A 13,279-nucleotide genomic window follows, 5' to 3' on the forward strand; every position below is an offset into this window, starting at 1 on the left:
GTACGCCGATTGGGGGGGAAGCACATGAGCAAGGTCGGTATCGACGCATCCGCGCGTCGGTGGAAGTTCGCTGTCGGTAGCAGCGCGATGGCGCTGATGATGGCGAGCGCCAGTGCGGCGACGGCGCAATGTTCACCCGACCCCACCATTGCGGACGGCACCACCGCCTGCTCCGGCAATGACACCGACGGGATCCGGGTGACCACCGCGAACACAACGCTGACGGTCGCGCCAGGCGCGAACGTCACCACCACCGGCACCTCAGCGATCACGGTCGACGTCCTGCGTGGCGATTATAGCTCTTTTACCGCGAACACGATCAACGTGGGTGGCAGCGTTTCCGCAGACGGACAGAGCGCGATTGCGGTCATGTCGGGGACTTCGACAACGCCATCTTACTACAGTACGCAGCAAATCGCGCTCACCGTAGGCGCAGGCGGTGCTGTTTCGGGCGCGACGGCACTCGCCTTGCTCCCGTCGCCCGGCAATGCAAGCGGGACGATCTCCGCGACAGTGGATAACGCCGGAACCCTTACCGGTACGGGCGGCATCGCCCTGCTCGGCAACGCTACCACAAACACCTACGGCTACGACCAATCGATCGCAACTTTCACGACGATTACCAACCAGGCGGCCGGCGCAATCGTTGGCGGCATCCTGGGCCCGGTGGTCACGCTGGGCAACGCGGGCAGCATCGATGGTGGCGCGAGTAGCGCGGTGGACTCCGGAAACTCCAATAGCAGCTACTACGCCACCATCACCAATTCAGCGGGCGGCGCGATCCGCTCCACCTCGAACGCCGCGACGCTACGCAATACCACCGCTTCAACGACCATCACCAACGATGGTACGATCGCCAACGCAGGCTCCGGCGCGGCATTGTCGGCCGGATTACTGACGATCGCCAACAACGCAGACGGCGAGATTACCTCTGCGGGCAGCACAGCAGTGCAAGCGTCGTTCATCAACCTTGTCAACAAGGGGGTCGTCACCGGCAATGTCGTGGCGACCGGCGGCGGCAATACGATCGACTCCACGACGGGGCGGATCGATGGCGCGGTAACGTTTGGCAACGACAACAACACGGTGGCGGCAACCTACGTCGGCCGTCGCGCGCTGGCGACCGGGATCACCGGCACGATCACCACCGCCGGCACTAACAATGTCGAGCGTGTAGTATTCTCCGCAGACACCGACGTAACTACCCCGATCGACCTCGACGCCGGGTTTCAAAAACTCGTCCTGGCGCCTGACGCCCAGGTGACCGCGACGCTTTTGGCGGGATTTTCGACCGCAAACTCCCTGACTCTGAGCGGCCGTGGAGCGGTGATCAACCGGACGACCCTCACCGCGCCTGGCATCAGCGATCTCGATTACGGCTTCGCCTCCTCCGCCGTGTTCACCAACGAAGGAACGATCGAAGGTTCCGGCGTCGTGGATACCTATGGGCGTGGTGGCTATGCGGTAACCTTTAGCAACCATAACTTCATCAATCGCGGCATCGTGACCAATGATAGCCGTGGCGTCTCGATGTTCAACAACACGTTGGAGAACAGCGGCCAGATCACGACCAAGAACACCGGCGTTGAGATGTCCGACGCCGTGCTGAACAACAGCGGCACCATCACGTCCACGGCAGGGGTCGGTGTCTCGCTGTTCGGAAATGTCGGGCTTCGATCGTCGAACAGCGGCACGATCACTGGTGCGACCACCGGAGTGATGTCGTACGGTTATTATCTTACCAACACGGGGACGATCAGCTCGGCCGGGACGGGTGTGTCGATCGATCAGTCCTTTACCAATGCTGCAGGCGGCGTGGTAAGCGGCGGCAGTGGTCCGGCTGTCATGGGTGGATACAACGCCAGCATCGCCAATGCGGGTACGATCAACGGCAACGTCGTGGTGGGCGATGGCGCCGCCGCGTACCTGGCGCTGAGCGGTGGCACGCTCAACGGAAACCTTGCGATGGGTGATGGCAGCACGCTTCTCACGGATCTGGTCAACACCGGCACCGGATCGTTCGCGGGTATCAACGGAACCGTTACCGTGACCGGCAAGGCTTCGCTGCTTTACGCCATCAACACCGACACATCCGCGAATTTGATTTCCGGCGATACAACGCCGTTTTCCAGTGTCGGCTACCAAGTCGCCCACGGCGCCAAGCTGACGCTTAGCGGTCCTGATGGCCAAGCCCGCACGCAGACGCTTGTTTTAGCCGGCAACGGGAGCGTCGATCTCAACGGGGCGGTTTCGGTCATCGATGCACCGGCGATCCGGTCAACCAAAGCGATCACGTATCCGGACGGCAGTCCTGAAACCGCGGCATTGGCAATCACCAACCGCGGCAACATCACAGTCTTGCAGTCAGCAGATAGCACGGCCTATTCCCTGTCCGGCGTATCCCTGAATAGCGACGACACTTTCGCGAACCTCGGAACAATCACCGTGACCAACCGAGCTGCCGCCGGCTCACTCACCGCCATTACCGGTGGCGCTAGCATCACCAATGCCGGCTCGATTCTGCTCGATGGCAGCACCGGCATCAGCAACTTCCAGCCTGAAACTCTGGTCAATTCGGGTGACATCACGCAGGTTGACGGCGGCGCGATGGCGAACGGCATCACGGGGCCAATCACTGTCAACAACAGCGGGACGATCCGCGTCGGCGGCGTCGCGGTCGAGGCCTCGGGTTCTACGATCTCAAATTCAGGCACCATCGCCAGCACTGGTGGCGTCGCGATCGGCGCCATTCGTAACAGCTATGGCTCCGCGACGGCTGTGATCGTCAACGCGGCAGGCGGCATGATAACGGGGACCGGCGGCACCGCGGTGCAGCTGTATTCCGGTCTTTTCAGCAACGCCGGAACCGTGAGCGGCACCGTCGACCTGGGCTATGACGTTTCATATTATTCTGGCGCACCCACCCGCTCCTACAGCAACAGCACCTATGTGGCGGCCGGCGGCACCATCGCAGGTGACCTGCTGTTCGGCGACGGCGACGACCTGTTGTTGCAAACTGCGGATGCGTTAGGTGTTTCTGGCACCATCGATGGTGGCGCCGGGCGGGACATATATGGACGTTCTTTGACGAGCAGCGACACGGTCGCGCTCGACCTTTCAAAAGTCCGCAATTTCGAAGACGGCCTCGTGCAGGTACTCGGCGCCGACACGGTCGCCACGGTAACGGCCAACGGCACCTTTGGCGGCAACCTGTTTGTGGCCGGCAACGGTCAGGTCGTCAATCAGGCCAGCATCACCGGCAGCTTGTCGACTGCACTGCCTAGCAGCATACCATATTCATTTGCTTCGGCCGCGCTGTTCCCGGACGATCAGGTTCTGGCGGCGATCACCAACACAGGCTCGATTGCGGGCGGCGTTTCCGTCACGACGTCCGCCTTCACCAACAGCGGCACGATCACGCAAGCGGAGGCGTCGCTCCCCAGCTATTCCTACCCCGGTTACCCATATTATCCCTACGGGGACTCCACACCGAGCGTCTTGCTAAGCGGGACCAGTGTCATGACGATCCGCAACAGTGGCCAGATCAGCGGAGGCGGTTTAACGGCGACGAACTATAGTTACGTGGATGTCGCCCCCACCGCGATCGACTTCGCGAACAGCGGTACGATCTCCAGCGACAACAAAGCGGCGGCAGCCGCAATCAACGTCTATGATTTCGGGTCGGACAACGGAGGCACGATCCAAATCGCCAATTCAGGTACGCTTTCCGCGCAGGTCGATGCGGCAAGCGGCACGAACGCGACTGCGCTCAGCCTGAATGCGGATCCGGATCCACAGCCGATCGCGTACACCATCACCAATAGCGGCACGATCCGTGCGACCGCCACCGGCGCTAGCCCCGATCTTTACCCGCAGACCAACGCGTTGCTGGTGAGCGGCGCCGGGTTGTCGGGTACGATCACAAACACGGCTAGCGGTGTGATTACCGCCAGCGGTGAACGTGCTTACGCCATCCTCATCGCGGAGACCGCGCTGAACCTGAGCAATGCCGGCGTCATCACCGCGACCGGCACGAAGACGAGCACCGCAATCCAGACGTTCGACGCGTTCGACAACGTGATCGTCAACACCGGCACGATCACCGGCGACATCTTTCTAGGTGATGGCGCGGACACGCTCGACAATGCCGGCACCATCAACGGTGCGGTTTCGCTCGGTGCGGGCGACGATCGCTTCATCCAGCGTGTCGGTGCGACCGTGAGCGGCCTAGTTGACGGCGGTGACGGTAACGACCGCTACATCGTCGATGCGAGCGGCGGTACCGCCACCCTCGCCGCATCGCAGATCAGCAATTTTGAAACCGTCACGCAAACCGGCACCGGCACCGGCACCGGATACTACTCGGGCACGTTCAACGTCGATACGATTGCGCTCGCGGGCGGGACGCTGGCAGTGGCCGCGGGGCAGACGCTGGCAACGTCAGGCGTAACCACGATCACCGGCGGTGACGCGGGCGTCAGCATCGTGAACGCCGGTCGCATCGCCGGCGCGGTGAGGCTCGGCGCGGGGGACGATAGCTACACGGACATGGCCGGCAGCATCGCGGCCGGCGGCGTTGATGGCGGCGGCGGCACCAACCTATACCGCGTGATCCTCAACGGGAATCGCAGCGGGATCGGCGCGCGCGCCAACTTCCAGCAACTCGCCGTGGCCGGCACCGGCACGCTTACGCTGGCGCTCGATCAGAACTTCCAGTCGGTTTCGCTCGCCGGTGCGAACCTGAACGCGAGCCTGGGCGGGTTCACGATCGGCCGGATCGACGGCAGCGCCGCTGCCGAAAGCGCGTCCGTCGACGGCGACGTCGCCGCAGCCTCGCTCGGCGGTGGCGACGACACGCTGGCACTCGGCGCGACGACTCTGGCCGGCCGCTACGACGGCGGCGACGGGACTGACGTGCTGCGCCTTACCGCTAACGGACCGGTCACGCTTACTGGCACCGCCACGCATTTCGAAACGGTATCGCTGGCGAACGGCACGCTGACGATCGCAGGAACGCTTGGTAGCGATGGTGCGGCACTCGCGTTTGGCGACGGCGCGCAGGCGGTGACGGTCGCCTCCGGCGGCACCTTGGCCGGCTCGATCGACCTCGGCGCGGGCGACGACAGCTTCACGCTGGCGCGTGGCGGCGCCTTGATCGGAACCGTCGCGGGCGGCGCCGGCGCCGGCACCGACACGGCAACGCTCGATTTTGCGAACGGCCTGACCCTCAACAGCGGTACGCTGACCGGCTTCGAGCAGCTGGTCGCACAAGGTAGCGGCACGCTGGCGCTGAATGGCGGCGGCTTCTCGTTCGACACCGCCACCATCGCCGGCGACCTGACCATCGCAGCAGACGCATCGCTTACCACCTCACACCTCACGTTTGGCCCGGCCGACAATCGGCTCACGATCGCGGGTACTTTCGCCGGCTCGGTCGCCGGTGGCATTGGCACCGACAGCATCGACGTGTCCGGCGGCAGCGTCGCCGCACCCGTCGCATTCGAAACCGTCTCCGGCATCGAGGCGCTGCGGATGAGCGCCGGTTTCGCGACCGTGTCGGGCGATGCCGCATTCGGCACGGTGGCGCTGGCGGGCGGCCGCCTGGTCGGTCTTGCCGGGTCGACCATCGCGGCGTCCAACATCACGGTGGGCAGCAACGCGACGTTTGGCTCGGCGGGCACCGTCAATGGCAACGTCACGGTGAACGGCACGCTCAGTCCGGGCGCATCGCCCGGCACGATGACGGTCAACGGAACCGTCTCGCTGGCGGGTGGCTCGACCTCGTTGTTCGAGATCACGCCGAGCGTATCGGACAAGCTCGTCGTCAATGGCGCGCTTTCGATTGCGCAAGGCGCGACGCTGCAACTCGTCGCCACTGGCGCCGTCAAACCGGGCACGGTCACCGATCTGATCGTGGCGAGCGGCGGCATTACCGGCAGCTACACCACCGTGGTGAAACCGGCCTCGTTGTTCGGTTTCCTTGTTCAGGACGACACCCGCATCCGACTGGCGGGCGAGTTCCTCAACGACGCGAGCTTCTCGGCGCCGGTCCGGCGCAGCATCGATTATGTAAATACCGTTCTGGTCAGCGGGAAATCTAGTGCGGCACTGCTCGCGGTGGCGCCCTCGCTGGTTACAGCGTCCGGCGCGTCCAACGCCGCGCTGTTCGGGCAACTGACGCCGGAGGCCTATGCCTCGGCCCAGCAGATCACGGTCGGTAACGGCCTGTCCCTTGCCGCGTCCGGGCGCGGCGCGGATTTTGCCGCACGGCGAGACACGCCGGGGCTGTTCACCTTCGCGAGCGTGCTGGGCGGAACGGCAACGCTGGAGGCGGATGCGGTTTCGGGCAACGCGCTCGCGCGCACCAACGGCTATGGCTTCCTCGGCGGGATCGGCTTTGGCGGCGCAACCTGGTCGATCGGCGCGTTTGGCGGCTACATGAACAACCGCCAAACGCTGGTGGGCCTGGCCGCGCATACCCGCGCGGATGGCGCGGTGGCAGGCGTGCACGGCCGCTTCGCCAGCGGCGGCTTCGGCATCAAGGCGACGGTCGCTTATGATGGCGGTGATGCCAGCACCCGGCGTTCGGTGCCCGACGGGAGCGTCTATGCGGAATATCGCCTGCATGGTTGGACAGCGGACGCGTTAATCGACTACGCGTTGCCCGTCACCGGAACCTGGACGGTGCGACCGAGCCTCGGCGCAACCGCAATTCGCGCCACCCGCTCCGCAGCAAACGAGGTCGGCACCAGCGCTTTCGCATTGTCGGTTGCGCGTCGCAACCACACGGCGGTGTTCGTAGATGGCGGACTGACGTTCAGCGGAAGCGCGCTTGTGCCAGGTGCGCGGATTACACCGTACCTGTCACTTGGCGCGCGTTATCAGGCGAAGGGCCGCACGCCGGCCGCGTTGGCCGGGTTCGGCGGCGGGGACCTCACCCTGCTGGCCGAGGGTGCATCACGGGCACCGGTTCTCGCAACCGCAACGCTTGGGGCTGAGATCGCGCTCTCGCCGCGCCTTACGCTGTTCGGCGCACTTACCGGTGAAAGCGGCGAGGCCGATCATCGTGCCGGCGGACGGACCGGTCTGCGGCTTGCGTTCTGACGCGCGGCTGTGCGACACGCGCGTTGCTGGCCCGATCCGGCCGCGCGTGTCGCATGAGGGGTGGATCCGACGGGCCCCGGTCCGTAGCAACACGCACTCCCGAACCCGCATGGGATGAGCGGTCCCGATCCCCCATCGTATTGTGAACAAGAAGTCATCTTCGCGACTGGAACCAACCCGTCGCGGTCGCGGTTGGCGCGTCGAGGATCTGGCAGTCGCGGCGGCGCCAGGCAGCTGCCAAGGACCATCATGACCGCGTACGTTGCAACGATCGCGTCCGACCGGCTCACTGCCGGTATTTCCACGCTGGGCGCGGAACTCCAGCACCTGACGGATCGCGACGGACGCGAATTGCAGTGGGACGGCGATCCTGCCGTATGGCATGGCCGCGCGCCGATCCTGTTCCCAGTTATTGGTCTGCTGGAAGGCGGGCATTACCGGCTTGACGGCACGAGCTACCCGATGCCGAAGCACGGATTCGCCCGCCACGCGACGTTCGACATAGCCGCGCAGACCGCCGACGCCGTCACGTTGCGGCTGACGGCATCGGATGAGACGCGCGCGATCTACCCGTTCGACTTCCAGCTCGACATCGCCTTTTCGCTAGCCGGCGCGACGCTGGAGGTGGTCGCCACGATCACCAACGATGGTGATCGTGCGATGCCTGCAAGCTTTGGCTTCCACCCCGCGCTGCGCTGGCCGCTCCCTTTCGGGCAGCCGCGTGATGCCCATGGTATCCGCTTTGACCACGACGAACCCGCGCCCGTCCGCCGCATCGACGCGAATGGCTTTCTGCTGCCCGAGCCGCAACCGTCGCCGGTGGTTGGGGACCTGCTGACGCTCCGCGACGACCTGTTCTTCGACGATGCGCTGATCTTCGATGCGCTGGCGAGCCGCCGGGTCAGCTATGGCGCCGCGACCGGACCGAAGCTGACAGTCGATTTCGCCGATTTTCCTACCCTTGGCGTGTGGACCAAGCCCGGCGCCGGCTTCATCTGCATCGAGCCGTGGCAGGGCTTTTCCGATCCGGTCGGCTTCTCCGGCGATATCCGCGACAAGCCCGGCATCATCGAAATCGCGCCCGGCGCCAGCAAGCGCCTCGCCATGCACATCGCGCTGACCGCCTGATGCCCGCACCTTCCCCCGTTCGGAGACGATAAGATGTTCGACAATGCCGTAGCGATCGTAACCGGTGGTGAATCCGGGATCGGCGCAGCCTGCGCCAAGGCGCTCGGCGATGCCGGCGCGCGTGTGGTCATCACTTATTACAAGGACGAGGCCGCGGCGCAGCGCGTGTGCGCCGCGATCGGCGGTGCCGACCGGGCGATCGCCGTACAGACCGACGTGGGCAACGAGGCCGGTGTCACCGCGCTGTTCGCTGCGGCGGAGAAAGCGTTCGGCACGGTCAGCCTGCTGGTCAATTCGGCCGGGATGAACATGAGCGGCGTGTTCCTCGTTGATATGGAGCTGGCGCAGTTCGACCGGGTGGTGCGGTCCGACCTATACGGCCCGTTCCTCACCTGCCGCGCACTGGTGCGCGGGCTGGAAGCCAAGGGGATGAAGGGCCGGATCGTCAACATATCCTCCATCCACGAACGCGCGCCACGACCGGGCGGCGTCGATTACGATTCCGCCAAGGGTGGCCTGTCGCAGCTCACCGCCACGCTCGCGCTGGAACTCGCGCCGAAGGGCATCGCCGTCAACGGCGTTGCTCCCGGCATGATCCTAACGCCCATGAACCAGAGCGCGATCGACAATGCCGCCGAGTTGAGAACGAAGGAGGCGGCAATCCCGTGGCAGCGCGCCGGCCGGCCGGACGAGGTTGCGGCGCTGGTCAACTTCCTGCTGTCGCCGGTGGCGGACTACATCACCGGCACCACCGTGACGATTGACGGCGCGCTGTCGCTCACCGTCGCCCAGGGGGCGTGACGATGCCGATTGATTTCAACGTCGAACAGATCGACGCGATCACGATGACGGGCAATCAGGCGGTCTCCTGCCGCGACCTGATGAGCCCCTATGTCTGGCGCACCGACGGCGGCGTGTATGCGATGCTGGTGCGGGCGGTACCTAAGCCCGGTGAGACCGGCGACACCGGCACGATCTGGTACGCGACGAGCGAGGACGGCCTCAGTTTCACCGCCACCGACACGCCGATCCTTTCGCCCGGACCCGGCGCGGAGGATATCGGCGGGTGCGAAGACCCGACGCCGGTGTTCCGCGCGGATGGCAGCGTCGTCATCTATTATACCGGCGTGGATGCGACGCGCACCCATGGCGAGATGCTCTACGCCACCGGCCCGTCGATCGATCGCCTCACCAAACGGGGTGTCGCGATGCAGAACACCCCGAGCCAAGGCAATATCAAGGAAGCCACGGTCGACCGTACCAAAGACGGCGGCTGGCGGATGTTCTACGAATATGCGCGCAACGAGGCATCGCTGGTCGGCCTCGCGGTCAGCAACGGTGACGCCGGCCCGTGGACCGACGCGGCCGATCCGTTCTCGCCGCGCACCGATGGCTGGGATAGCTGGCATCTCTCGACCGGCCCGCTGCTCACCACCGACAAGACCCGGCCGGTGATGTTCTACAACGGCGCCACGCACGACGCGCGCTGGCGGATCGGCTGGGTCGCGTTCGATGCCGAATACACCAAGGTGGTCGCGCGCTGCGTGGAACCGCTCATCACGCCGCCGCCCGGGCCGGATCGCACCGGCACCGACATCGCCTTCGCCGCATCGGTGGTGACAGTCGACGGGCAGATCTGGCTGTATTACTCGCTGGCCGACACGCACCTGTACCGCGCCATCATCCGCCAGAGTTAGTCCGGCATAGCGCCACGCCAACCTAGCCTGTAGCACCGGATCGTACGCTGTCGGGCCGGCGGCGTACGATCCGAACGGTACGGGGAAAGCATGACAATCGAGCTGCTGATTGCGCGATACGGGTTGATCGCGCTGTTCTTCGGTGCTGGCATAGAAGGCGAGGCCTGCGTCATCACCGGCGGCGTGTTCGCGCATCGCGGCGTGCTGTCGCTCCCGGCGGCGATGGTGGCAGCGGCGCTCGGTTCGTTCGCGGCGGACCAGGTGCTGTTCCTGCTCGGGCGGCGTTACCGTAACCTCGCCTGGGTACGTCGGCTGCACGACAAGCCTGCGTTCGCGCGGGCGATCGCGATGATCGAACAGCATCCCAACCGCTTCATCTTCGTGTTCCGCTTCCTCTACGGGCTTCGCACCGTCAGCCCGGTTGCGATCGGCACCACCAAAATTCCCGCGCGTCGTTTCCTGCTCATCAACGCGCTCGCCGCGATCATCTGGGCGATCGCGTTCACCACGGTCGGCTTCGTGTTCGGTCACGCGCTGGAGGCGCTGCTCGGGGAGTTGCTCACGCCGGTCAACATCGCCATCGTGGTCGCCGTGATCGCCGTATTGGCGGCGGTGATTTGGTTGGTGCGCAGATCGCGCAACCGCGCGTCCGACACGACACGCTGAAGACCTTCGGGATCGGCCGTTTGTTCGACAATCAAGCCTGATCCGCCCATCATTACGCTTTAGCGACCAGCGCCGGAGACACCGCCGCATTGGTCTTTCGCAACCGTTTCGCGTTATGCGCTCGCATCTTCGACGGAGCCGCATTGCTATGGCCAAGGCCAGAACATCCAACGACCAGCCCGACCGCGAACAACTCCAGCGTATCGTTGAGGGTTTGAGCGATGGCGTGATCCTGATCGAGCCTGATGGCAGGATCGTCTGGGCGAACGCGGCCGCGCTGGCGATGCATGGCTGCGCGGGCGTGGCCGATCTGGGCGCGACGGTCAGCGAGTATCAGCATCGCTTCACGCTGCGGTTGCGTGCTGGACAGCCCCTGCCCGCTTCCGCCTACCCGATGGCGCGGCTGTGTCGTGGCGAGGCGTTCGAGAACGTAATCGTTGATGTCTGCAAGACTGGCCAGCCCGAGCCGGACTGGGTCCACCGTGAGCGCGGCTTTGTCCTGGATCGCGACGGCAAACCCGATTGCCTGGTGCTCATCATCTGCGACGCGACCGAGGCGTTCGAGGCCGAGGAGCGCTTCGAGAGCATGTTCAACGCAAACCCTGCGCCTGCGCTGATCGTGCGGCTCGCCGATCTGCGCTATGTCCGCGTCAACGAAGGCTTCCTCGAGCTGTCCGGCTGGGAACGCGACCAGATCGTCGGCCGCTCGCTGTACGATTTCGACATCCTTGAACACGCCGTCGAGCGGGACAAGGCGAAGGCACGGCTCGGGCGCGGCGACGCCGTCCCGCAAATGGAGGCGGAATTGCCGCTGCCCGGCGGCGACAGCAAACTGGTGCTGCTTGCCGGCCACCCGGCCGAGATGGCCAACAACGAACCGTGCATGATCTTCACCTTCGCGGACCTCGAACCGCGCCGCCGCGCGGAAATGGCGCTGCGCCAGAGCGAGGAGCGGTTCGCCACCGCATTCCGTTTCGCGCCGGTGCCGATGCTGCTGACCAGCGTCGACGGGCACCGCATCCTCAACGTCAACCACGCCTTCCTGGCGCTGACTGAATGGGGCCACGACAGCGTGGTCGGCCGCAAACCCGCCGAGATCGAACTGTTCGAAAGTTCGGCGACACGCCGCGAAATCGAGAAGAAGGTCTCCGAAAGCGGATCTTTCCGGGGGTACGAGGTGCAGATCAAGACGCGCACCGGCGATCTCGTCACCTGCCTCGCCTCGGCCGAGACGGTCACGATCAACGGCCAATACTGCATCCTCGCCGCGTTTCAGGACATCAGCGACCGCAAGCGCACCGAACTCGACCTGATCGCCGCGATCGAAGGCGCGATGCAGGATTCGAGCTGGCTCAGCCAGAAGATCATGGACCGCCTCGCCGCCTTGCGCGGGCCGCCACCGCAGCACGGTGCGCCCACCCCGCCGGTCGAGCTGACGGCGCGCGAACGCGAGGTGCTCGCCCTCATCACCAAGGGCAAGACCGACGACGCTATCGCCGATGCCCTTTCGCTGAAGCGCAACACCGTGCGCAACCACGTCGCGCGACTCTACGCCAAAATCGGCGCGCACAGCCGCGCGGAAGCGATCATCTGGGCACGCGACCGGGGCCATCAGCTCGGCATCGATCCGCAAAGTTAATTGCATGAACTGGTGCCGGCGCACCCATGCAACGGGTGCCTGCGCATCTTTGGCGCATCCGGCTCCGACCTTACCTTTCCAACATCGAGCCAACCGCTCGTGTCTGAAAGGAGAACGTCAATGTCCATTCTTGCATGGATCATCCTCGGTCTGGTCGCCGGGTTCATCGGCAGCAAGATCGTCAATCGCACCGGCGAAGGCGTGCTGCTCGATATCGTGCTTGGCGTGGTCGGCGCGGTCGTCGGCGGCTTTCTGTTCAACCAGTTCGGCGCGGCCGGCGTCACCGGCCTCAACGTCTACAGCCTGATCGTGGCAGTCATCGGCGCGATCATCGTGCTGGTGCTCTATCACATGGTGGTGCGCGGCACGCGCCGCTGAACATCCCGCTTTCGAAACCACAAAGCCCCGGCCGATCCACGGCCGGGCACAGGAGAGACAAATCATGACACAGACCATCACAGGCTTGTTCGACCAGTACGACGACGCCCGCCGCGCGGTGCAGGATCTGGAAGCCGCCGGCGTCGCACACCGCGACATCAGCATCGTCGGCCATGACAAGCGCAATGCGGCTGGTGATGTCGCCGAACCGGCCGCGGAGGACGCGGGCACGGGTGCGGGCATCGGCGCCGCGGTAGGCGGCGTCGGCGGTCTGCTCGCCGGGCTCGGCCTGCTCGCCATTCCGGGTATCGGTCCGGTGGTCGCGGCTGGCTGGCTGGCGGCGACCGCAGCCGGTGCGGCGGGCGGCGCGCTCGTCGGTGCGGCGGCAGGCGGTCTCGTCGGTGCGCTGACCCATGCCGGCGTTTCCGAGGACGACGCGCATGTCTATGCGGAGGGTGTCCGCCGTGGCGGGACGCTCGTCACCGCCAAGGTCGACGAACCGCTGGTGCCGACCGCGCGCAACATCCTCAGCGACGACCGCACCGTCAACCTGAGCGAACGCCGCAGCGCGTATCAGGCACAGGGCTGGAATCGCTTCGACGAAAGCGCACCTGCCTATTCGGACAGCGACATCGCCGCCGAACGCGCCCGCTACAATCGCGTCTGA

At 65.2% G+C, this 13,279-nt stretch carries 8 protein-coding genes; all 8 read left to right on the top strand.

Annotation, left to right across the window (positions count from 1 at the left end; translation table 11 throughout):
* Positions 1-24: 24 nt before the first annotated feature.
* The gene (locus L8F97_RS17505) at positions 25-7,104 is read left to right on the top strand and encodes an autotransporter outer membrane beta-barrel domain-containing protein (RefSeq protein ID WP_242153167.1); all 7,080 of its coding nucleotides are present in this window, start codon (positions 25-27) and stop codon (positions 7,102-7,104) included.
* A 249-nt stretch (positions 7,105-7,353) separates the two neighbouring features.
* Positions 7,354-8,232: an aldose 1-epimerase family protein gene (locus L8F97_RS17510; RefSeq protein ID WP_242153170.1), complete on the top strand. Its 879-nt coding sequence runs from the start codon at positions 7,354-7,356 to the stop codon at positions 8,230-8,232.
* Between the two features lie 33 nt (positions 8,233-8,265).
* Positions 8,266-9,033 (top strand): SDR family NAD(P)-dependent oxidoreductase, encoded by a 768-nt coding sequence (locus tag L8F97_RS17515; protein ID WP_242153173.1) that lies wholly within the window; start codon positions 8,266-8,268, stop codon positions 9,031-9,033.
* A gap of 2 nt (positions 9,034-9,035) precedes the next feature.
* A complete protein-coding gene (locus L8F97_RS17520; protein ID WP_242153175.1) occupies positions 9,036-9,929 on the top strand; it encodes a glycosidase in 894 nt (297 codons plus the stop codon).
* Between the two features lie 90 nt (positions 9,930-10,019).
* On the top strand, positions 10,020-10,595 hold the full coding sequence (locus L8F97_RS17525) for a DedA family protein (RefSeq protein ID WP_242153179.1): 576 nt from the start codon (positions 10,020-10,022) through the stop codon (positions 10,593-10,595).
* A gap of 148 nt (positions 10,596-10,743) precedes the next feature.
* Positions 10,744-12,234, top strand: a complete 1,491-nt coding sequence (locus tag L8F97_RS17530) for a helix-turn-helix transcriptional regulator (protein ID WP_242153182.1) — start codon at positions 10,744-10,746, stop codon at positions 12,232-12,234.
* A gap of 120 nt (positions 12,235-12,354) precedes the next feature.
* Positions 12,355-12,612: a GlsB/YeaQ/YmgE family stress response membrane protein gene (locus L8F97_RS17535; RefSeq protein WP_242153185.1), complete on the top strand. Its 258-nt coding sequence runs from the start codon at positions 12,355-12,357 to the stop codon at positions 12,610-12,612.
* A 64-nt stretch (positions 12,613-12,676) separates the two neighbouring features.
* Complete coding sequence (locus L8F97_RS17540) at positions 12,677-13,279, top strand: general stress protein (RefSeq protein WP_242153188.1); 603 nt, start codon at positions 12,677-12,679, stop codon at positions 13,277-13,279.

Origin of the sequence: Sphingomonas sp. BAUL-RG-20F-R05-02 (genome assembly GCF_022662305.1) — a bacterium.
Classification (GTDB): domain Bacteria; phylum Pseudomonadota; class Alphaproteobacteria; order Sphingomonadales; family Sphingomonadaceae; genus Sphingomonas.

Bases quoted from the DNA above. Each gene is read 5' to 3' on its own strand.
- L8F97_RS17505 (WP_242153167.1), top strand. From the start codon at position 25: ATGAGCAAGGTCGGTATCGACGCATCCGCGCGTCGGTGGAAGTTCGCT.
- L8F97_RS17510 (WP_242153170.1), top strand. From the start codon at position 7,354: ATGACCGCGTACGTTGCAACGATCGCGTCCGACCGGCTCACTGCCGGT.
- L8F97_RS17515 (WP_242153173.1), top strand. From the start codon at position 8,266: ATGTTCGACAATGCCGTAGCGATCGTAACCGGTGGTGAATCCGGGATC.
- L8F97_RS17520 (WP_242153175.1), top strand. From the start codon at position 9,036: ATGCCGATTGATTTCAACGTCGAACAGATCGACGCGATCACGATGACG.
- L8F97_RS17525 (WP_242153179.1), top strand. From the start codon at position 10,020: ATGACAATCGAGCTGCTGATTGCGCGATACGGGTTGATCGCGCTGTTC.
- L8F97_RS17530 (WP_242153182.1), top strand. From the start codon at position 10,744: ATGGCCAAGGCCAGAACATCCAACGACCAGCCCGACCGCGAACAACTC.
- L8F97_RS17535 (WP_242153185.1), top strand. From the start codon at position 12,355: ATGTCCATTCTTGCATGGATCATCCTCGGTCTGGTCGCCGGGTTCATC.
- L8F97_RS17540 (WP_242153188.1), top strand. From the start codon at position 12,677: ATGACACAGACCATCACAGGCTTGTTCGACCAGTACGACGACGCCCGC.